Source organism: Streptomyces sp. NPDC005820, assembly GCF_040630255.1.
Classification (GTDB): Bacteria; Actinomycetota; Actinomycetes; order Streptomycetales; family Streptomycetaceae; genus Streptomyces.
This window is the reverse complement of the sequence record NZ_JBEXXE010000045.1, coordinates 36,429-55,805: the sequence shown is the minus strand read 5'-3', so window position 1 is coordinate 55,805 and position 19,377 is coordinate 36,429. Positions and strand designations below refer to the sequence as shown.

General features: G+C 68.7%; 11 protein-coding genes and 3 pseudogenes. 6 read left to right on the top strand and 8 right to left on the bottom strand.

The window, feature by feature from the left end; genetic code table 11:
- Window positions 1-58: 58 nt before the first annotated feature.
- Window positions 59-862 (top strand): class I SAM-dependent methyltransferase, encoded by an 804-nt coding sequence (locus tag ABZ464_RS40555; protein WP_359286602.1) that lies wholly within the window; start codon window positions 59-61, stop codon window positions 860-862.
- Between the two features lie 96 nt (window positions 863-958).
- On the opposite strand, the pseudogene ABZ464_RS40550 reads toward ABZ464_RS40555, so the two are convergent.
- The 4 genes and pseudogenes from ABZ464_RS40550 to ABZ464_RS40535 all read right to left on the bottom strand — a co-directional run.
- Window positions 959-1,594, bottom strand: a pseudogene (locus tag ABZ464_RS40550) (ISAzo13 family transposase); the annotation flags it as partial.
- Window positions 1,595-1,649: 55 nt separating this feature from the next.
- Window positions 1,650-2,384: pseudogene (locus tag ABZ464_RS40545) on the bottom strand (IS256 family transposase); the annotation flags it as partial.
- A 280-nt stretch (window positions 2,385-2,664) separates the two neighbouring features.
- A complete protein-coding gene (locus tag ABZ464_RS40540; protein ID WP_359286599.1) occupies window positions 2,665-5,673 on the bottom strand; it encodes a BTAD domain-containing putative transcriptional regulator in 3,009 nt (1,002 codons plus the stop codon).
- A 527-nt stretch (window positions 5,674-6,200) separates the two neighbouring features.
- Window positions 6,201-6,518 carry a hypothetical protein gene (locus ABZ464_RS40535; RefSeq protein ID WP_359286596.1) on the bottom strand — a complete coding sequence of 106 codons (318 nt, stop codon included), beginning with the start codon at window positions 6,516-6,518 and terminating at the stop codon, window positions 6,201-6,203.
- 659 nt (window positions 6,519-7,177) lie between these two features.
- Between ABZ464_RS40535 and ABZ464_RS40530 the strand changes: the two genes are divergently transcribed.
- From ABZ464_RS40530 to ABZ464_RS40515, 4 genes are all read left to right on the top strand, one after another.
- A complete protein-coding gene (locus ABZ464_RS40530; RefSeq protein ID WP_359286594.1) occupies window positions 7,178-7,465 on the top strand; it encodes a hypothetical protein in 288 nt (95 codons plus the stop codon).
- 255 nt (window positions 7,466-7,720) lie between these two features.
- On the top strand, window positions 7,721-10,087 hold the full coding sequence (locus ABZ464_RS40525; RefSeq protein ID WP_359286591.1) for an NACHT domain-containing protein: 2,367 nt from the start codon (window positions 7,721-7,723) through the stop codon (window positions 10,085-10,087).
- 292 nt (window positions 10,088-10,379) lie between these two features.
- Window positions 10,380-11,489: a serine hydrolase domain-containing protein gene (locus ABZ464_RS40520; protein ID WP_359286589.1), complete on the top strand. Its 1,110-nt coding sequence runs from the start codon at window positions 10,380-10,382 to the stop codon at window positions 11,487-11,489.
- Complete coding sequence (locus ABZ464_RS40515) at window positions 11,489-13,030, top strand: alpha/beta hydrolase (protein WP_359286586.1); 1,542 nt, start codon at window positions 11,489-11,491, stop codon at window positions 13,028-13,030. The genes ABZ464_RS40520 and ABZ464_RS40515 overlap by 1 nt, the downstream gene beginning before the upstream one ends.
- A 54-nt stretch (window positions 13,031-13,084) precedes the next feature.
- Here the strand turns inward: ABZ464_RS40515 and ABZ464_RS40510 are convergent, their stop codons facing one another.
- The 4 genes and pseudogenes from ABZ464_RS40510 to ABZ464_RS40495 form a co-directional block, all read right to left on the bottom strand.
- Window positions 13,085-13,966 (bottom strand): NlpC/P60 family protein, encoded by an 882-nt coding sequence (locus tag ABZ464_RS40510; RefSeq protein WP_359286583.1) that lies wholly within the window; start codon window positions 13,964-13,966, stop codon window positions 13,085-13,087.
- Window positions 13,967-14,029: 63 nt separating this feature from the next.
- Window positions 14,030-14,554, bottom strand: a complete 525-nt coding sequence (locus tag ABZ464_RS40505) for an RICIN domain-containing protein (protein ID WP_359286580.1) — start codon at window positions 14,552-14,554, stop codon at window positions 14,030-14,032.
- Between the two features lie 110 nt (window positions 14,555-14,664).
- Window positions 14,665-16,092, bottom strand: a complete 1,428-nt coding sequence (locus ABZ464_RS40500; protein ID WP_359286648.1) for a hypothetical protein — start codon at window positions 16,090-16,092, stop codon at window positions 14,665-14,667.
- A gap of 376 nt (window positions 16,093-16,468) precedes the next feature.
- A pseudogene (locus ABZ464_RS40495) lies at window positions 16,469-17,476 on the bottom strand (BTAD domain-containing putative transcriptional regulator); the annotation flags it as partial.
- 416 nt (window positions 17,477-17,892) lie between these two features.
- On the opposite strand from ABZ464_RS40495, the gene ABZ464_RS40490 reads away from it, so the two are divergent.
- Entirely contained in the window at window positions 17,893-19,161 is a 1,269-nt protein-coding gene (locus ABZ464_RS40490; protein WP_359286578.1) for a Tat pathway signal protein, read from the top strand.
- Window positions 19,162-19,377: the final 216 nt, after the last annotated feature.

Here is a 19,377-nt window from a genome sequence, read left to right as displayed (position 1 = left end):
CTGCCCAACATCACCAGCAGAGTCACGGCATTGGGTCTAGCCCGCGTGTCGTCGAGTGATGGAGGTTATCGCGGTGGCTGGTTATGGGGCGCTTTCCGACGTATACGAGTGGCTGATTGGGGACGACAGGTTGACCCCCGCCCAGGCAGCCGGGGTTTACTACAGTGATGTCGTGGGCTCTCTGCCGCCCAACGCGCGCGTCCTCGACTGCGCGTGTGGAACCGGCCAGCTCGCCGTCGGTCTCGCGAGTCTTGGCCTTGACGTGGTCGCCGCAGACGCCAGCAATGGGATGGTTCGCCGGACCGAGAAGGCCGCCGACGAGCAGGGTGTCTCGCTTCGGGCCCTCCGCGCGAGCTGGGACGAGCTGCCCGACCACCTGGAGGACTCCACGTTCGATCTGGTGTTCTGCGTCGGCAACTCGCTCGGGCACGCTGAGGGCGCAGCCGGGCGCCTGACCGCACTGGAAGCGATGTCGCGGCTGCTGAATCCGGGCGGACGCCTCGTGCTCACGTCACGCAACTGGGAGCTCGTGCGCTCCGCCGGCTCACGGATAGACGTCCGCGATCGACTCATCCGCCGCAACGACCGCGATGCGGTCGTCAGCTACTACTGGCAGATCGAGCAGCGCTGGGAGCAGGAACATTTCCTCGAGATCGTGGTCGCCCAGATCGAGCCGGATGGGGCAGTGCGAGCCTGCTCGGAGCGGTTGTCCAACTGGCCCTACCGGTACGAGGACCTCGTGGCGCAGTTGCGGAGCGTTGGGCTCACGGTGCAGTCCACCACCTTCGACCCCGAGAGCGATGGATACCTGGTGGTCGCCAGCCGCGACCAGGCGCGAGGCACGTCTGAGCCGGCGCGCTAAAGCTGAGGTTTGAAACAGCTCACGGACTGCCTCACCGTCAGCTCACGTCAGTAGCTGGGGAATTACGTGAACTTCCGCCTGGGGAATTTCGCGATCGTCCACAGCTGGTCGCCACTGCCGGCCAGGATTGGGTAACTGCCCCAGCTGTTCCTTCTTCTTGGCATCGATGCTGATCACCGGCTGTCCGGCGGACTGATGCTCCCTGACTTGCTCGTTGAGGTAGCGGAACTGCGCATCGCGGTCGGGGTGCTGTTTCCCCTCCAGGGTCTTGGCACTGGCCTGCAGGCTGAAGCCCTGCTCCTTCAGCAGCCGGCCGACGGTCGGAGCGGAGACCGAGTGCCCCTGCCGGGTCAGCTCTTCCGCAAGGTTGCGGAGCGACTTGGTCGTCCAGCGCAGCGGAGACATCGGATCGCCCCGTTCATCCGGCTCTACCAGCGCCAACAGTGCGGGGACTAGCTTGCGGTCCACGTCCTCGACGCGCATCCTCCCGCCGCCTGCCTGCCGAACACGGCCTTCGGGCAGCGGTCCAGTGCCGCCTTCGAGTTCGAAGACGCCTCTGCGGACCGTGGTCTCGCTGACCCCGGCAGCTCTCGCCACGAGCCTCACACCGCCATGGCCCAGCAGCCGGGCCTCGGTGGCCAGGGCGAGACGGCGCTGCCGTTCGTTCAGGTGCGGGAGTAAAACCTCGAACCGCCGGGTCAGCATGACACGGGCCTCTTCGGATATTCGCATAGCAGACCAACGAACGCGTCCTCGCGAAGCAACGTGTTATTTCCTTACGGCTTCAGTGAACGCGACACCGTTGGTAGGCGGCACCGAGCATGACCTTTCGGACGGCCTTGACCAAGCCGGAGTGGTGATCGGCGATGACCAGGCGGACCCCGGTCAGACCCCGTTCGCGCAGCGAGCGCAGGAACTCGCTCCAGAACACCTCGGTCTCGCTGTCGCCGACCATCAGCCCGAGCACCTCGCGGCCGCCGTCCTCGGTGATGCCGGTGGCGACGACGACGGCCTGGGAGACGATCTGATGGTTCACCCGGGCCTTGCAGTAGGTCGCGTCGAGGTAGATGTAGGGGAATCGGATGTGGGCCAGAGGCCGGGTGCGGAACACGCTCAGTTCCGCGTCGAGGTTGCCGCAGATTCTGGAGACCTCGCTCTTGGAGATCCCGGTGTCCCCGCCCAGAGCCTTGACCAGGTCATCCACGCTGCGGGTGGACACCCCGTGCACGTATGCCTCCATGATGACGGCGTAGAGGGCCTGGTCGATGCGCCGCCGGCGCTCCAGCAGCGACGGGAAGAACGACCCGGTGCGGACCTTGGGGATCGCCAGGTCCAGGTCCCCGGCCTGCGTGGTCAGCACCTTCTCCCGGTGCCCGTTGCGCATCGTCGTGCGGGTCTCGGTGTGCTCCCCGGGCTCCGCGCCGATCCGGACGGTGGCCTCGGCCTCGATGAGTTCCTGCAGGATCCTCTGGGCCAAGACCCTGATCAACTCGATTCCGTCCGCCGTACGCAGTGACTCCATCAGGCGGAGTAAGTCATGCTGGGACAAGGCCATCGCGTCACCTCTCGCTTCAACGAGCTTCGCTACTCGGAGAGTTGCGCGATGGCCGCCACATGACCAGGGGCTATACAGAGATCGCTGCTACACCACGCGGTGGGACACCATCCAAACGCTGGACCATGCGCTGGAAGGCCGCACTCCAAGCCTTCGACATCACCTTCGACGGCCGGCTCACCGCCGGCCGCCGCTGAAGAAAACCGACCGAGTTCCACCGTTCGCTACACAGACCCGGGCTGTGGCGTTACCATCCGGCGGGGCGCAGATGCGGCAGTGAGGCCGGGTGTACCAGGCCCAACTGGGTGCCGATCTGTGCTGCGGTCTCCTCGTGCCGCCGGGCTCTCTTCGGGTTGGTCGCGGCGAGCAACCGCGCGAGGGCTTGGTGCGCTTGTGCTTCTTCGTGGAGATAGCGCCCCTGATGGGCGAGGGCGACGGCGGACATGTGCTGTTTGAGTGCTTCGGCTTCGTGCCCCAGTGTGTGCAGGGTCCGGCCGAGTTCGATTCTGGCGTGTGCCTGAAGCCGGGTGTCGTTGTCCAGCATCGTTACAGCCAGGCGTTGTGGTGTCAGCGCCTCGTTGGGGTGTCCTGAGGCGCGCAGGGCTGTGCCGGTGAGGACGAGTGTCTCGGCTTCGCCTTCCCTGTCGCCGATCCGCTGGCGCAGGCTGCGGGCTTGCTCAAGGTGGCTGAGGGCCTCGGGGTGGGTGCCGAGAGCGATGAGGCATCGGGCCAGGGCGGTCAGTACATGGTCGTTGGGGCTGAGCTGGCTGAGTTCCTGGCAGCCGGTGTAGGCCGCTCGGAGGTGGGCAAGGGCTGCCTCGTGCTCGCCCTGCAGTCCTTGGACGGTTCCGCGGGTCCAGTGCGTGATGATCTTTGCGTCGAGTCCCAGAGGGGACAGCCCGGCGAGCTGCGTGAGTGTAGTGAATGCCCGTTCCGCGTGGTCGTAGGCCGCTGTGTGATCGCCGCGCTGCAGGAGCATCAGGCCGAGCAGGGCGAGGGTGTGCGCGTGGGACTCGGTGTTCTCGTGCTGCTTTGCCGAGATGGCCAGCAGGTTGTGGGCGAGGGTGGTGTGGCCGGCCGACCAGTGGGCCAACGCGAGCAGCGTGTTGAGCATCGCCTCGCCGCCGTCGGCTGCGTCCTGTGCCGCGGACAGGCCCTTCTCGAGCAGTTCGATCGGATCGCCGGCAAGGTTGCGGGCCAGGAAGTGCCACATGGAAATGGCCAGCTGCCAGGCGTAGTCGGTGTGTCCCTCTGCGGCGGCGCACCGGGTCGCGGCCAGGACATTGCTCCGCTCAGTCATCAGCCAGACCTGCGCCGCGTCATCCTGGTGTCCCGCACCCCCAAGGTGTGCGGCAGCATGCGTCACAGCCTGCAGGTAGTGGTTGAGCATGCGCTCGGTCACCAGCGGGTCGTCGGACAGGCTGCGGGCGTACTGCCGCAGCAAATCGTGCTGGCGGTAACGGCCGACGGCGGCTTCCTCGGCCAGATGAACATCGACCAGCCTCTGCAGCGCGTCGTCGGCCCCAGCAACCGGCATGCCTGTCATCGCGGCGATGACTGCGGCGTCCGCGTCCGTGCCGGGATGCCGTCCCAGAGCACAGAACACCCGCTGGTCGCCGGGCGAGAGCTGTTCGTGGGACATGCGGAACGCCAGTGCCACCTCCCGGTCGGCGAAAAGCTTCGGAAGATGCTGCCGGGTATCGGCCAGCTGCGCCGACAGATGGGCGACCGGCCAGGCTGTACGGTGCGCGAGCCGGGCCCCGGACAGCCGCAGCGCCAACGGCAGACCCGCGCACAACCGGACGATGCGTGCCACTGCTTCCGGTTCTGCAGATGCCCGGTCGGTCCCCACGATCCGGGCGAAGAATGCCGTGGCCTCAGATTCCGGCAGAACCCCCAAAGACAGGGGTTGTGCTCCTGCGAGGGCCGGCATCCTGGCCCGGCTGGTCACGATCACCTGACTGGGACCGGTCGGCAACAACGGGGCCACCTGCGCTTCGTCCACGGCGTTGTCCAGGACGACCAAAAGCCGCAGGGCGGCGGTCTTCGCCCGCCATCGTGCCTGTGCGTCGGTGGGCGCCGCTACCCCGAGCTGACCCAGCAGCGTCTCCAGCGCCTCGTCCGCAGCCAGCGGTGTCTTGCCCAGGCTGTGGCCCTGCAGATCTACGAAGAGCGCACCGTCCGGAAACCGGTCGGCGAGCAGATGCCCGGCCTGAACGGCGAGTGAGGTCTTACCGACCCCGGCCATCCCATCCACCGCGTGGACCGCCGCCCCGTTGCGGGCGAACGCCACCAGACGAGCGAGCTCCTTCTCGCGCCCGGTGAAATCCGGCAGGCCACGAGGGAGGCAGTTACGCCCCGACGCAGCGGCCGGGCTTCGCGTCGGGAAACCAGGAGTGATGCTACGGCCGGAAGCCACCGTCTCCTCAGCCTGCTCGCCATCTGAAGCCCTAGATCTCGGCGGTAGCAGGCGTTGTGGACGACTTTGCGCCAATCCGGCTCTGCTTCCATCGGTTGTTGAACCGTTCGAACTGACAGCAGGGTCCGCAGTGAGGATCTGCTGGTGCAGTTGCCGCAAAGTCACCGCGGGATCGCAGCCCAGCTCGTCACCCAGCCTTCGCCGGATGATGTCGAAGTGTCGCAGCGCCTCGGCTTGGCGCCCACTCCGATACAGGGCGACCATCAGCTGGCCGACCACGCGTTCATCGAGAGGAAGCGACTCCGCTCGCGTTGAGCACTCGGCGAGGATCCGGGTGTGCAGGCCAAGCCGTAGCCGCGCGTCCACAAGATCCAGCTGCACGGCCAGTCGCTCCGCCTCCAGGCGAACGCGCTGGGCGTTGAACCAGGGGGTGTCGACGCCGACGAAGGCCTCACCGCGCCATAGCTCCAGCGCTTCCTGCCACAAAGCAACCGCACGCTCATCCGTATCCGTCTCGCGTGCCCGACTCGACAGGTGACGGAACCAGTGCAGATCCACCGCCTTCGCATCCACCGCGATCCGATAACCGCGTTGCTCTCGCACAATGTCTGTCCCCGGCAGCGCCTGGCGGAGTCGGGATAGATATGCATAAAGCGCCTCCCGGCCGCGCTGCGGCAGCTGTTCACCCCACACCCGCTCCAACAACGCATCCGCTGGCACTGCCCGGTCGGCATCCACGAGCAGTGCCCCCAGTACGTGCCGCTGCCTCGAATGCCCCAAATCCATCAGCATCGTGCCCTGCCAGGCCTCGATGACGCCGAGCACACCGAACCGCACACAACCCCCAGTCACGACCACGTCACCCTTGTTGTGTACAGGTCGCTGACCAGGCCATCCAAGCCCGATTCAAGACTTTCCGAAGGTTCTCCGAAGCCTGCGTCTGCACAGTGAGTCACGTAAAGCTCGGCTAGGGGGAGGCACGGGCCAGCGCGTCCGGCGCATTGTCTGACCGCCCGATCAAGGCACGCCAAACAGTGCGCCGGCCGCTGAACTTCTGTTGCGAGCCGCAAATGAGCTCGCCATGGGGGTGGAGGAACGCAGACGGAAGAGTCCGTCCTGCTGCCCCCAAGGGCCGCCCGCGCCTGCACCGGGGCCGCGTCCATGTCGTGCGGGTCGGCGAGACCGTCCACCAGGCGCAGGTGCTGACCCTGACCGACCCTGAAGCCCTCGGGCTGGCCACCGGCGCCTGCTGACACGGGCCCGGACACGTCACAGGCCCCGGGGGGAGAAGACGTCCCCGGGGCCCGGCGCATGAGTCGTACTGTTCAACGGCGGCGCGAGGCCGACGTTACGGGTGCGGGCGGTCAGCCTGCCTCGGGCAGCGAAGGCTCCGCCTTGTGCAGGCAGTACACGCACCTGCCTGCTTCGTCGACGCGGCCCATGCACCGTCGGCACTGCCCGCGTTCGCGGACCGGGCCCCGGCCGTCCGCGCAGCCCGGGCAGGTCATCACGGGCTGGCGGAAGCCGAAGCTGACCACCCACCCGTCGCCCTGGGCGGCGTCGCGCGCCACCTGCGAGACCTCGGAGGCAGACCGTGCGTCTTCGTCGTCGCCGGTCTCCACCGCCAGGTAGACGGCAAGACAGCCATCGGTGTCGCAGACGACAGCTACTCCCGTAGGCACAAGATCCCCTCCCCGATCTGGCACACGCAGCTGTGAGCATGCCGTTCCGTTCCCGGCCGGGCCCGACATGGCCATCTTGCTGAAGCTGGATACCTTCGCGTCGGGTTCCCGTCTGAAGAGCCGGACCTGTGCCAACATCCGGTCACCAGTACGCCCTTGAGCAGTACAAATGTCCTGATGCTGCTCCTTCCGCTAGCGTCCGTGGGCATACCACCACTTCGGCACACCGGGGGACTCCGACAAGATGTCCGTGCGCGACCTGACGGAAGTAGAACTCGATCAGCGGCAATGCGAGCTGCTAGCCACCATCGGCACTCAGCAGGCCAAAGACCCGGACGGCCAGTGGCCCATGTGGGAGTGGGTGGAACACGGGGCCAGTTCGTTCGGACTGGAGAATCCCCGCGCAGTGCTCTACTCACTCCCGCGCATCGGGGCCCCCGCAGGATCCTTCGGATTCTCGTACGGGTTCACCACACACGTCCCTCACATCCTCACCGAAGACACGCGGATCGCGCTGACTGCCGCTGCGTCCTTTGCATTGGACGAACTACGGTCTGATCTTGGTGACCCCTTCCTGCGGGTCCTCCACCACATGATCGCGTTGTGGCGGAAGGCGCCGCGTTCACCGAACGAGGTCACTCGGGTCAAGCTGACCTCTCGTGCTGCTGGCTGGCCTGCCGCCGTACAACCTCGAGGCGGCAGCGGACGGTGAGGAGACCGGGGTGGGCCTGGCCCCGGTCCCGGGCCGTCGTCATGTGCTGCGGGTGCTGTGGAGGCAGGACGCTACGGCTGTCCTCCACCTGCCCGATGAGCTGATCCACGCCCAGCAGGCGGCCATGCACCAGGCGCTGCGCACGATCCTGTCCGCGCACCGGTTCTGGGTCGAAGACGGTCCCGTAGGGGACGCCCCGGTCGTGCTCGGTCTCACCCGCCCCGGCAGCGCGTGAGACCGGGGCGGGGCCAGCCGGGCCAGCGGTCGTAGCGGTAGGCGGTGTCACCGCCGACGACCAGTTCGCGGCCGCGGGCGGTGCGCAACTTCTTCCAGCCGCTTGGCGTCGCTGTACTGCTTGGCGTACCCCCTTGCGGCGGCTCGACCATCGTCGCATCGGCGCTCGCGCTACGCGCGCTCGCCGTTTCCTCACCTCGGCGGCTTCGTTGAGTGCTGCGAAGCAACAGTGGGCTATGTCAGGGGGAGGGGCGGCGTGCGCGGGCGTTGGGTATTGGCATGGGCACTCTGCGGGTCTTTGGTGCTTGTATTGGTGATCCTTCGGTTTACGAAGGGTGACGATGTCACGGCGGCGGCAAACTCGATTGCGGCGACGGTCATCAGCCTGCTCGGCGTACTGTCGGCGTGGGTCTGGCGCCGATCTGCCCGGCAGGAGCGCTCCACCACTGACCAGTTGACGGAGGCGCAGAAGATGCTGGCGCGCCTGGTGGAACGCCAGTGGCGCCACGAGGCGGGGCTACGGCAGCTTCACCATCCCGTCCCGCTGCCCGTGTCGTGGTCGGACTCTTCTCAGGCTGGAGTCTGCGACCACGTGGAGCTGGTCGGCGGGACCATCTCCTGCCGGGCCGACCAGGTGGAGGAACTGGCGGAGGCCTTCCGCCGGCTGCCACGCCGTCGGCTGGTCGTCCTGGGCAGCGCCGGGTCCGGCAAGTCCACGTTCGCCGTGCTGCTGTCCCTCGCCCTGCTGCGGACTCCTCAGGACGACGAACCGGTGCCCGTCCTGCTCACGGCCGCGTCGTGGGATCCTGCCCGGGAGAGCATCCACGACTGGCTGCGGCGTCGTATCGCCGCCGACTATCCGGCCCTGGCCGACACGGACACCTACGGCCCCAGCGCGATCGATGACCTCCTCGCCGGACACCGGGTGCTCCCGGTCATCGACGGCCTGGACGAACTTCCCGAACACATTCACGCGGACGTCCTGACCGCGCTCCGCGAGACCCTCGACACCGACGCGCCGCTGGTCCTGACCTGCCGCACCGCCCAATACACTGCGGCGGCGGTCTCTGCAGGTGTCCTGCGTGGCGCGGCGGTGGTCGAACCTTCCGGCCTGTCGGCGCGGGAGTCACTCGCACTTCTCCGGCTGGCCACGGCTCCCGGCCCGGCGCAACGGCGCTGGGACCCGCTCGCCGACCACCTGAACGACAATCCCCAGGGAGTCGTCGCCGAGGCGTTCGCCAGCCCGCTGACTGTGGCCCTCGCCAGGACGGTCTATGCGGAAGGCACTGGCGACCCGGGCGAACTGCGGGACTTCGCAACCAGAGAAGCCATCGAGGACCACCTGCTCGACACCCTCGTCCCCAGCGTCTACGCCGCGGCCGGGCGCCGCGCCCCTGCGGGACGCTCCTGCGATCCGGATGACGCCCACCGCTACCTCACCCAGATCGCCTGCAGCATGCAGCGAGAGGGTACATACGACCTGGCGTGGTGGCAGCTTTACCGCTGGGTGCCGACCGTGGCCCGTACTTGGGCTCGCTGCGCCGCCTGGACTGTCACCCTGTTCGTTCTCACCCTGCTGGGCTACGCCACAGGCCGCGCTTTCCCTGGATACTCCCCGGAGAAACTGGCCGGTCTGGAGTGGTATCCGGGATCCCTTGCCGTGGCGCTGGCGTGTATGTGCATGCTGGCTGCGTGGATCGCCGCGCGACCCGGATTTGACACTCGTCGGCTCATCAGCACTGTCCTGACCGCCGTTTGCGGGGCTCTCGCATTTGCCATTCCCGGGCTGGTCTACCGGGAGGACCCCCCGCTGGCCGAGGCATACGCGATCGCGTGTGTGCTCTTCTGGGGGTTTGCCTTCTTTCTGGTCCTGTTCCCCGCCGGCCCTCCAGCCCCGCCGTCTGCGCCAAGCCGAGGCACACTCACTCCCAGAGACTGGCCTCGTCGGCTGATCCTCGCCCTGGTCGTTTTCCTCGGCACCACGGCCCTTGCCGCGGCAGCGTTCCGGCTCTACGCCCTCGTTCTGGCTCCCTCTGACGATGCCGCGGGACGGCACGCGCACCCGGTCGAACTGCCCTGGACGGACGGTCTGATCCTCGGCGCGTTCTTCGGCGCGCTCCAAGTCGTGCTGTGCTGGACGCGCGGCACGACGGGCAGGGAGGAGGTCATTGATCCTGTCTCGACGGTCTGCGCCGACCGGCTCGTCACCCTGGTCGGTTGCGGCGTGGGATCCCTGCTGGTCACGCTGCCCTACAACCTCAGCTTCGTCCTGGTGTCCGAGCCGCCTGCGTCGTGGCAGCCGGACGACACCCTGTTCACGGCATTGCTCTGCGCACTGCTGAAGGTGGGCCCGACCGGGCTGGTCCTCGCGCTGGCCGCGCACGCGTGGCCGCACTACACGGCCGCCCGGCTGCTTCTTGCCGCCCGGGGACGGCTCCCCTGGCGGCTTCAAGCATTCCTCGGCGACGCCCACCGCCTGGGGATTCTCCGTCAGGTCGGCCCTGTCTACCAGTTCCGTCACGCCCGCTTGCAACAACGACTTGCCGACACGCTCCAGGTACCGGGCCCGCGCATCTCCTCCTCGGATCCTCACCGCCAGCCCGGGCCGGCCTCCCTGCCCTGATGGCCGCTGTGCGCAAGGCGCAGCCCCGGTCGATCGGTGTGTGGTTCCGATCACGGATGGCTGTCCCGTGTGCGCCCATGAGGACGACCCCGCACGACACGCCAGGCATCATGCCGGTGCAGTCCGGGCTTCCTGCCTAACGTCGGTGGACATGACATTCATACCTTTTGTGTCAAGACGCCTGGGTGCCACACTTTTTTCCGCATCCCTGGTACTGGCCACAGCCCCGGTGGTCGGCGCCCGTCCGCAGCCCTCCGCGTCGGGAACCAGGACGCTCTGCGAAGCCGGTCAGGTGCTGCGCAGGCAGCTGCGCGAGCTGGTGGGAGAACAACGAATCGCCGGAGCCACTGTACTGGTCACCCAGAGGCCGGGGGATACCTCGGACGGCAGCGAAATGACCAGGCGAGGCCAAAGCCGCGCCGAAGGCGCCTGCACACACTGGTCCGCGAGCGCCGGTACGGCCGATATCGGCACCGGCCGCCCCATGAACACCACCGACCGGTTTCGCGTCGGCAGCACCACCAAGACGTTCACCGCGACCGTCGTACTCCAGCTCGCGGCCGAGCACCGCCTGTCACTGGACGCCCCGGTCGACCGCTACCTGCCCGGACTGATCCGCTCCGGCGGCTACGACGGCCGCCGCATCACTGGGCGAGAGATACTGCAGCACACCAGCGGTCTGCCCAATCACACGAGCGCCCCCGAGTGGCAACACCCTGAACACCAGCGCTACCGCCACTTCGAACCGGACGAACTCGTCGTCCGGGCCCTCGAACTGCCGCCGCCAGATACGTCCTGGTACTACTCCACCACCAACTACATCATTGCCGGAATGATCATCAAGGCCGTCACCGGCCACGCACCGGAGGACGAGATCACGCGCCGCGTCCTGCGCCCGCTCGGGCTGCGCGACACCTACTGGCCCGGTGATCACACCGGCATTCAAGGCCCGCACTCCCGCAGTTACTTCACTGCGTACGACCGCCGTGTCGACGGCACGGAGTGGAACATGACCTTCGCCGGAGTGGGCGGCGCGCTCGTGTCCACCCTGGACGACCTGGGGCGCTTCACCACAGCGCTCATGGACCGCCGTGTGCTGCCCCCGGCCCAGCTGGCGGCGATGCGGCAGACGGTGACAGCCGATCCCGACCGTCTGTGGCCAGGTGCCCGCTACGGCCTCGGTGTCATCTCCACGCCGCTGCGCTGCGGCGGCCACTGGTGGGGCAACGGCGGGACCGTGCCGGGCGGCCACCGCGCGTTCATGGCCGTCGGACCCGGCGGGCGCACGGTCACCGTCGTCCTCACCGAGGTACCCGCCACGCTCGAGGCCGACCTGGCTTACCTCGACGTCGTACAGACCGCGTTCTGCACGAACCCGCTTCCCGGAAGGACCCGGCCGTGATGAGTTTCCGCAGTACAGCCGCCCCGGCTCTGGCCGCTGCGCTCGCTCTGTCCCTGCTGACCGCGACGGATGTGACAGCCACGGCGCCCTCTACGGCCTCCGGGGCCACCGTCCTTGCCGCGTTCCACCACCAGCGCCTGACCTGGAAGAGCTGTGTGCTCGGCCCGCAGGACACACTGGGCGGGGAACTGGCGCAGGCCGACGCGCAGTGCGCCGACGTCAGAGTGCCCCTGGACTACGCCCGCCCCGACGGCCGTACGATCACGGTGGCCATCACCCGGATCCGGGCCACCGACACCGCCCACCGCGTCGGCTCCCTCCTCCTCAACAGCGGGGGCCCCGCCGGAGAGACCCTCGGCGACGCGCCCTGGATCCGCCGGACCATGAAAGACGTCGGCGCACGCTACGACATCATCGGCGTGGACCCCCGCTTCGTGGGCCGCAGTACCCCACTGGACTGCCACTGGCCGACCGGCAGCTTCTTCCGAAGCGCCGGTGCCGACCGTGCCGGATTCGACCGCATGACCGCCTTCGCCCGGGACCTTGCCGACCGCTGCCGCCGACACGCGGCCGACGTGCTGCCGTACGTCACCACCCGCGACACGGCCCGCGACATGGACGTCATCAGAGCCGCGGTCGGCGAGCGGCGGATCTCCTTCCTCGGCTACTCGTACGGAAGTTACCTTGCCCAGGTCTACGTCACGATGTTCCCCGGCCGCACCGACCGCATGGTCGTCGACGGCGTGATGGACGCCTCGCGTTACTCCCCGCGGCTGCTGCGCGGCAGCGAAACGGCCAACCGGCGGGCGCTGGAGCACTGGGCCTCCTGGGCCGCCGCCCGCGACGCCACCTACGGACTGGGGTCCACCCGGCGCGCGGTCCTGGCCGTCGTGGACCACATCCAGGCCACGGCTGCACGGCGGCCGCTGGAACTGGGCGAGTTCCGGATGGACGAACACCTCGTGGCGCCCCTGATCATGGGCGGCCTCTCCCAGGACAACGACACGGCCTTCGGGAACCTCGCACAGGCCGTCCGTGGCATGCGCCGCGCCGCCGAAGGGGGCCAGGTCACCCCGTCACCGGTCCTCACGGAGATGCTGACGCTCCTGCTCACCGGCGCCTCATCGCCCTACGGCAGCGCGCAGACGGCGATCCTGTGCGGCGACGTCCCCGACTCGCGCGACCCGGAGGTCTACTGGCACGACGTCCAGCGCTCCCGCGCCCTGGACCCGCTGTTCGGCCCCGCCACGCACAACATCACCCCCTGCGCCTTCTGGGCCCCGCCGCGCGAGCGTCCCACCACCGTCACGGACGACTTCCCGGCGCTGCTCGTCAACGCCACCGGCGACCCGCGTGACCCCTACGACGGCGCCCTGCTGCTGCACCGCAAGTGGCGCAGCTCCCGCCTGGTCACCCTGCGGGGCGCGGACCAGCACGGGGTGTACGGCTACGGCATCAGCCTGTGCGCGGACGAGGCCGTCAACGCCTACCTGGCCACGGGGCGGCTTCCCCGGCAGGACGTGAGCTGCGGCCGGCTGTAGCTCACGTCCTGCCGGGAGGGTTTTCTTCGAGTGGTCGGAGCGACGCCGTTGAGATCAGGAGCAGGTGGGGACGCCGTCGAGCCAGGCTGGTCCCTTGATGTAGATGTTCGTGATCCACCCCCGGTGGTCGGGCAGGTAGGACCACGCGTCGTTGGTGATGCCCTCGGAGGTCACTGTCTGGGCATGCTTCTGGCAGGCGATGCGCACCGAAGTCGGTCCGGTGAACTTGTGAGCCCTGGGGCTGGTCGTGGACGGCTCGGTGTGTGTCCACACATTGGTGCCCCAGGTGCTGAAGGTGCCGCCCTGACCGGGCCCGGGCTCCGGGCCGGTGCCCGCTGCGATCCGTACCGCGCCGGCGTAGTCGCCCCCGAGTCGGACGTTGCTGACCTGGACGCGGGTCCCGGATTCCCGGGCCTCCACCATCTTGCCCGCGCCCAGGTAGATGGCGATGTGGTGGATCCTGCCGGAACGCCCCCACGCCAGCAGATCCCCTGGGAGAAGCGGACCGGTGCCCTGGTCGGCGCCGAAGCGCGCCGAGGCGTGGCTCGTGCCGAACTGGCTGCGTGAGTTGCCGTTGAGGATGTCTTGCCCGGTGGCCTGGGCATAGGCGTAGCGAACGAGCCCAGAACAGTCGAAGCCACGCCGTTCGGGGTCATGGGAGCTCCTGCCCGGGTCGTTGGGGTCGACCTTGCCGTAGGTGGGGCCGGGCTGCGGACCGTGGCCGCCACTCCAGCTGTACCAGACGCCGATCTGCGCGCAGGCCGCCTGTACGGCGCGTTCCGCGACCGGTGCAGCGCCTGGTGCGAGGACGGCGCAGCCGCTGTCTGCGAGAGTGGCGGGTGATGCGGCCCGAGCCGCTGCGGCGGACGGTACCGCTGGACAGGCGGTCAGGGCCAGGAATCCGGCCGCGGTGGCGGCGACGGTGATGTGACGCATGTGTTCTGCTCGGCTTTCGTCGATGGGGAGTCGCGGTTCGGCGGTCCGGTCCGGGTGAACCGGTCAGCGCCAGGCCTGGTAGTGCTGCCAGTTGCAGGGGAACGTGCGCAGGTTCCCGAGGTCTCCGTGGTCGTCCATACACCGGTCGGTCGCCACGCTCCTGATCTGGATGGCGCCGCCCTCGTACGGCGCGGGCCGCCACTTCTGGAAGTCGGTGTTGTTGCAGGGGAACGTACGGAGGTTGCCCAGGCCCCCGTGGTCGTCCAGACAGCGGGCGGTGGCGACGTTCTTCAGGACACGGGCGTCACCCACGGTGAAGACCTCCCACTTCTGGAAGTCGGTGTTGTTGCAGGGGAACGTACGCAGGTTGCCCAGGCCCCCGTGGTCGTCCAGACAGCGCTTCGTCGCGTCGTTCTGGAAGGTTTGGCGCGGCGCGAGGACCGTTGTGCGGGCGGACGGGGCCGCGGGGCCCCCGGGTGCCGCCTCCACCGCACCGAGGCTCGCCGCGGTGAGGGCAACGAACGTGAGCCCTGCGGCGAACAGGTGAGAGGTCGTACGGGAGGGCAGGACGGTTCGGACACGGTTCATCGGGGAGATCCCTTCCAGGGGAGGACGGAGGCCGGTCGGCGTCTTGCGATCCACCGTTCCGGCCGGCGCTGTCATCCCGGTCACTCCTTGGTCACGCCGTCCGTGCCGGTTCACCCGGAACAGTCCGCCTGCGTTCGCGACGGGTCGCGCGGCGCTTGCGTGCCCGTCTCCCGGTGGGCCTCGCGCGCGATTGCGAGTGCCAGCGTGACGCCGTCGCGGGTCGTCGCGCCCCGCTCCCATGCCTCGGTGTAGGCCTCGGCCGTCATGTGCTTCTGGACAAGGTTCTGGGTGCGGGCGTGAAGCGTGGTGACGGGATGTAGCCCGGTGATTCCGGCTCCCGTCACCTGCCGGTACTGGTGTGCCACTCCCAGGACGACAGCCGCCCGGTCGTGGTGGGCGAGGGCGCCGAGTGTCCATGCGAGGGTCTCCAGCGTCCACGCGGGACCCCAGTTGTCGTCGACGGCGCACTGCCGTACGAGTGCGTCGCACAGGGGAAGGAGACCGCGGGACGGCTCTCCGTGCAGCAGTTCGGCCAGGGCGGTGCACCATTGGGCCCAGGTGTGTGCCCACGGCGCGCCGGCCGCCTCGGCCTCGGCGACATACGTGTCGCATGCGGAGCGGGCGGTGGCGCGATCGCCGAGGAAGACGGCGGCCAGGGCCCAGAACATCGTGGCCATGTGTGCGTCACCGGTGTGTCCCGCGGCGAGGAATGCCTCCCGGGCATGGGCGAGCCGACCGATGCAGGCAGGGTCTCCGCGCACCAGCAGTGCGTACACGCCCTCGGCGTAGACGAGGGGCGCGGCTTTCGGGGACGCGGATGCGGCACGGCACTCGTCGAGGAAGACGTCGGCTGCCGGATGGTCCGCCTGGATGATGGCGACGAACGCCTTCATGGCCGTCACCAGGGCCGTCGGCTCACCGAGGGCGGGGTCGAGCAGCGCTGACAGACTCTCGAGCCAGTGGCGGGCCTCACCGAGAGTGCTGCCGAAGAACCAGCAGCGCGTGCGCATCAGGTCGACGGCGATGGCGGCGCCGGTCAGCGCCCTGCCGGGGTGAACACGGCAGAAGTCGAGCGCGGAGCGCAGGTTGGGCAGCTCGCGACGCAGCCGCACCAGCCAGCCCACCTCGTCGGGCCCACACCACTCGGCGGCGCCGCGGGCAGTCAGCGCCTGGTAGTAGTCGCTGTGCCGGATGAGCAGTCCGGTGGCGTTTCCCTCCGCCCGCAGGCGGTCCGTGCCGTACTGGCGGATGGTCTCCAATAGACGGTAGCGGGTGGTGCTCTCGTACCGGCCGCCCGATCCGAGGGACTCGACCGTCATGACGGACTTGTGCACGAGGCCGTCGATCAGGTCCAGCACGTCCTCGGGCTCGATGCCGTCGCCCGCGCACACGGCCTCGGCCGCCCGGAGGTCGAAGCAGCCGACGAATACCGACAACCGGGCCCACAACAGACGCTCCCCGGGCGTGCAGAGACTGTGGCTCCAGTCGATGACGCCGCGCAGTGTGCGCAGGTAACGACCGGCGGCGGGTGACGGCACCGGTCCCGTCCTGGGTGCTGTCCGCGCGGCTGAGCGAGGAGCGGACAGCAGGCGGAAGCGGTCCTCCAGTCGTTCCAGGACCTCTTCCACGGTCAGTGAGCTCAGCCGCCCCGCGGCAAGTTCGATGGCGAGCGGGATACCGTCCAGACGCCGGCACAGCTCGGCTGCCGCCGCGCCATGCCGGGCGCCCGCCCGCGGCCGCGGCGGCCGTCGCCCTTTCGTTCAGGAGACGTACCGCCTCGCACGGTGTGCCGTCCGGCCCGTTCCGAAGCGCCAGACAGGGGACCAACAGCACGTGTTCGCCCGGTACCCCGAGTCGCTCGCGGCTGGTGGCGAGTACCCGCAGTCCCGGCGCGGCCTGTAGTAGCCGCAACACCAGCACGGCCACGGCGTCCACCAAGTGCTCGCAGTTGTCCAGTACAAGCAGCAGATGTCTCTCGCGCAGATGGTCGGCCACCGCATCGGCCGCGGACCGCGTGGACTGATCACGCAATCCCAGTGACTCGGCGACCGCCCGTCCCACCAGCGCCGCATCGGTGAGCACTGCAAGATCGGCGAGCCATACCCCGTCCGGGAACGCCGACGTCGACCGCCGCGCGGTACGCAGCGCGAGCCGGGTCTTGCCGACCCCGCCCACACCGGTCAGCGTGACCAGGCGGGACAGGCCCAGCAGCCGCTGCGCCTCGGACAGTTCCCTCTCCCGCCCGACAAAGGATGTGGTCTCGGCAGGCAGGTTCCCCAGCCCGCACGGCCCCGCACCGGATGCCCGGGACAGGGCCGGGGCGAGATCGGGCGCCGCGGTGAGCATGCGCTGGTGCAGGGCCTTGAGCTCGGCGCCCGGATCGATGCCCAGTTCCTCGGCGAGCAGCCCGCTGATCTCACGGAAGCACTGCAGAGCCTCGCCCTGCCCGCCGTGCTGGTACAGCGCCAACATCCGCTGCGCCCAGAAACGTTCGCGCAACGGATGGAGCATGGTCAGCCGGCGCAGCTCCGGGAGCGCCTCCGCGGGCCGTCCCGACCGGATCAGGGCGTCGATCCACGACTCCTGCGCCGCCAGCCGCTGCTCGCACAGGCCAGGGACGACATCCGCGAACCGCTCCGGCGGCAGATCGGCCAGCGGCTCGCCCCGCCACAGGTCCAGGGCACCGCTCAGCAGCGCCACCGCCCGGTCCGGCCGGTCCTCGGCGAGCGCGGCCCGCCCTTCTCGCACGAGCACGGCAAACCGGTGCGCGTCCAGCCCGTTCCTGGCCTGTGCATCCAGCGCATAGCCGCGGCGATCGGTCCGCACAGCCTGCGGTCCGATCGCCCGCCGCAGCCTCAGAACGTAGTTCTGTACGGCGTTCCGCGCCCCCCGCGGCGGATACTCCCCCCACAACCGGCCCACCAGGGCGTCCACAGAGACGACATCACCGGCGTCGATCAGCAGCGCTGCCAGCACCGTGCGCAGCTGAGCGGCGCCCACGCTCACACGCAGACCGTCGCGCGCGACGACAAGCGGTCCAAGGATCCCGTACTCGTACTGTGCGTCCACTCACACGACTCTAAGCACTCAGTAATGAGAGTGATACTCTATGTGATTACGCTTGAGGTGGGTAGCGGGCCAAGACCAGGTCAGATGGGGTTCAGTGGTGTGAACGACGAGGACGGCCATGTGCACGCGCGCCGAGATGTCCGCGGTTGGCAACAGCTCCTTGAGAGGGGACGAGGACCGACCGCGACCAACACTTACGGGTTGACTTCGGAGCGAAATGGGGGCGCGCCGATGGTACGGGCACCTCACGGTTCGCAGCATGGGCTCACATGACGAAGGAACAACCGATCAAGCGACGAACCACCCTGCGGCGCGGCCTGCGGACCGCCGTCGCCTGCGCCGCCATCTCGATCAGTACTCCGACTGCCGCTCTGCCCGCCGAGGCCACCGCCGCGGTTGAGCCGGTCTCAGGCCCGGTCCAGCTGAGTCTCCCCGTCCCCACTGGCCCGTACATGGTCGGCGAAGTGCCTGTGCATCTCGTGGACCACTCCCGGCCCGACCCCTGGCAGACCGGTCACAACCACCGCGAGCTGATGGCCAGCGTGTTCTACCCCACGAGGCAGGCGGCGGGCCACCCCGCCGCGCCCTACATGCTTCCCCGCGCGGCAACACACTTCGACTCGGTGACCACCAACGACTACCTCGGGATGAACCTGCCGACCGGACAGGTCGACTGGGCGGCCACCGCCACGCACGTGGTAGAGGGGGCACCGGTTGCCGGCGGCGAAGGGAAGCGGCCGGTGCTGATCTATTCCCCGGGACTGGGCGAGCCCCGGACCTGGGGCACCACGCTGGTGGCGGATCTGGCCAGCCGGGGTTATGTCGTGGTCACCATCGACCACACCTACGAATCCCCGGAAGTCCAGTTCCCCGACGGTTCGCTGGCCACCATGGTCTCGCTGACGGACCCCGACGCGTTCATCAAGAAGTCCCTCGCAGTCCGGACCGCTGACACCGGTTTCGTACTGGACCAGCTGGCAGCGATGAACGCCGGCCAGAACCCCGACGCGGACGGCCGGCCACTGCCCAGCGGTCTCACCGGAACACTCAACCTGTGCAAGGTCGGCATGGTGGGCAGCTCGCTGGGAGGCACGGCCGCCGCCACGGCCATGGACGCCGACCCGCGGATCAGCGCCGGCATCAACACGGACGGCAATCTGACCAACTTCGACGGCACCCTCATGCCCGTGGCCGAACACGGCCTCACACGATCGCTCCTGCTCCTGGGAAAGGACGGCATCACGGACACCGGCCCCGGCTGGCAGGCGTTCCGCGCGCACACCCCCGGCTGGACACGCCAGCTCACACTACGCGGTTCGGAACATGCGTCGTTCACGGACGCCGAAGCGCTGCTCCCGCAGCTGGGCCTGCCGTCGGCCACCCAGACGGAGGACATCGGCACGATCGACCCGGCCACGGCGATCCGTACCAACGAAGCCTACGTGTCCGCGTACTTCGACCACTGGCTACGCGGACGCTCCGGCCGACTGCTGAGAGGACCATCAGAGCAATACCCCGCGATGGAGTTTGTCGACTGATCACTTCCCCGAAGCAGCAAAAGGACCGTTAGCCGCCGTGGACGGGAGGCTGACAGCCATCGGGTTCGACGCGCGTCTGCCAGCTGAGACAGGCTCAGCCTGCACCGCCTCAGAATTCCCGGACGGACATCAGTGAACAAGCAACCCACCATTGGCTTTCGCGCAAGCGATACGCGTTGCGGGGGCTTGACCGTCGTCACGTCGGCGCGGGACGGT